The 799-nt window shown below is 39.5% G+C and carries 2 protein-coding genes; both read right to left on the bottom strand.

The window, feature by feature from the left end; all coding sequences use genetic code 11:
- Nucleotides 1–17 precede the first annotated feature (17 nt).
- On the bottom strand, nt 18–446 hold the full coding sequence (locus tag AC1MDJ_RS08205; protein ID WP_479690424.1) for a PIN domain-containing protein: 429 nt from the start codon (nt 444–446) through the stop codon (nt 18–20).
- Nucleotides 443–700, bottom strand: coding sequence for a type II toxin-antitoxin system prevent-host-death family antitoxin (locus AC1MDJ_RS08200; RefSeq protein WP_479690423.1), 258 nt, complete (start codon nt 698–700; stop codon nt 443–445). Before AC1MDJ_RS08200 ends, AC1MDJ_RS08205 begins: the two co-directional genes overlap by 4 nt.
- Nucleotides 701–799 lie beyond the last annotated feature (99 nt).

Raw genomic sequence — 799 nt, 5'->3', positions numbered from 1 at the left:
GTCCCTACTCCCCAATGTCAAGCGTTAGCTACTATCTGCCACGGGTTCACAACGGACAAGTTCTTGATATTTTCAAAGTCTTTTACGTTGCGTGTAACAACAGTGAAATGGTGCGATAATGCTGTTGCGGCAATTAGAGAGTCAATTATAGAGAGGCTTTTGCCGTGCCTAGCGCACATATTACCCCATTCTATCATAATCTCTGTATCTAGGTTCACAGTGCGTCCTCTAAACCAGCCTATTATGCCTTCATTTAGCCAAAATAATAGTTCACTCCTACGTTCAGCATCTGCCAGCTTGTATATACCATAAGCAATTTCACCGATAGATACTGCACTAATAAATAACTTATCCCTTGGTATTTTGCTTACAAAAGTTGCTACGTTAGGGTTGCAGTTAGGCTTGCGAAGCTCCGATATAACATTTGTATCAACTAAGTAGTTCATAACTCAATATTACGCGTATAGGTTGACTTGTCCCTGTCTAAATTAAGCTCAATATCTCTGAGTGGAGATTGTTGCAAAAACTCATACAGATTAGGTTGCGTGGAAGTAAGTTCATCATACCCGTCAGCCGACAGAACGACTGCTACACGTTTGCCATGAACAGTAATCGCCTGCGGCGATACGTGTGTGTGCTTGATTAACTCCGTAAGTCTAGCTTTTGCATCGTGTATTTGCCAAATTCCTAATGCTTGCATAGCATACTCCTTTAATATAGTCTAACTAGTTAAACTATAAACTCTTTTGCACATAAAAGCAAGGTTTTGCTAAGAGATAAATATTTCTTTTAATTTTCT

The sequence above is a fragment of the Candidatus Termitispirillum reticulitermitis genome, from assembly GCF_054655775.1.
This window is presented reverse-complemented; position numbering and strand designations above follow the sequence as displayed.

What these genes read in the sequence shown, in the direction of transcription:
- AC1MDJ_RS08205 (WP_479690424.1), bottom strand. Translation starts at nt 446, where the DNA reads ATGAACTACTTAGTTGATACAAATGTTATATCGGAGCTTCGCAAGCCT.
- AC1MDJ_RS08200 (WP_479690423.1), bottom strand. Translation starts at nt 700, where the DNA reads ATGCAAGCATTAGGAATTTGGCAAATACACGATGCAAAAGCTAGACTT.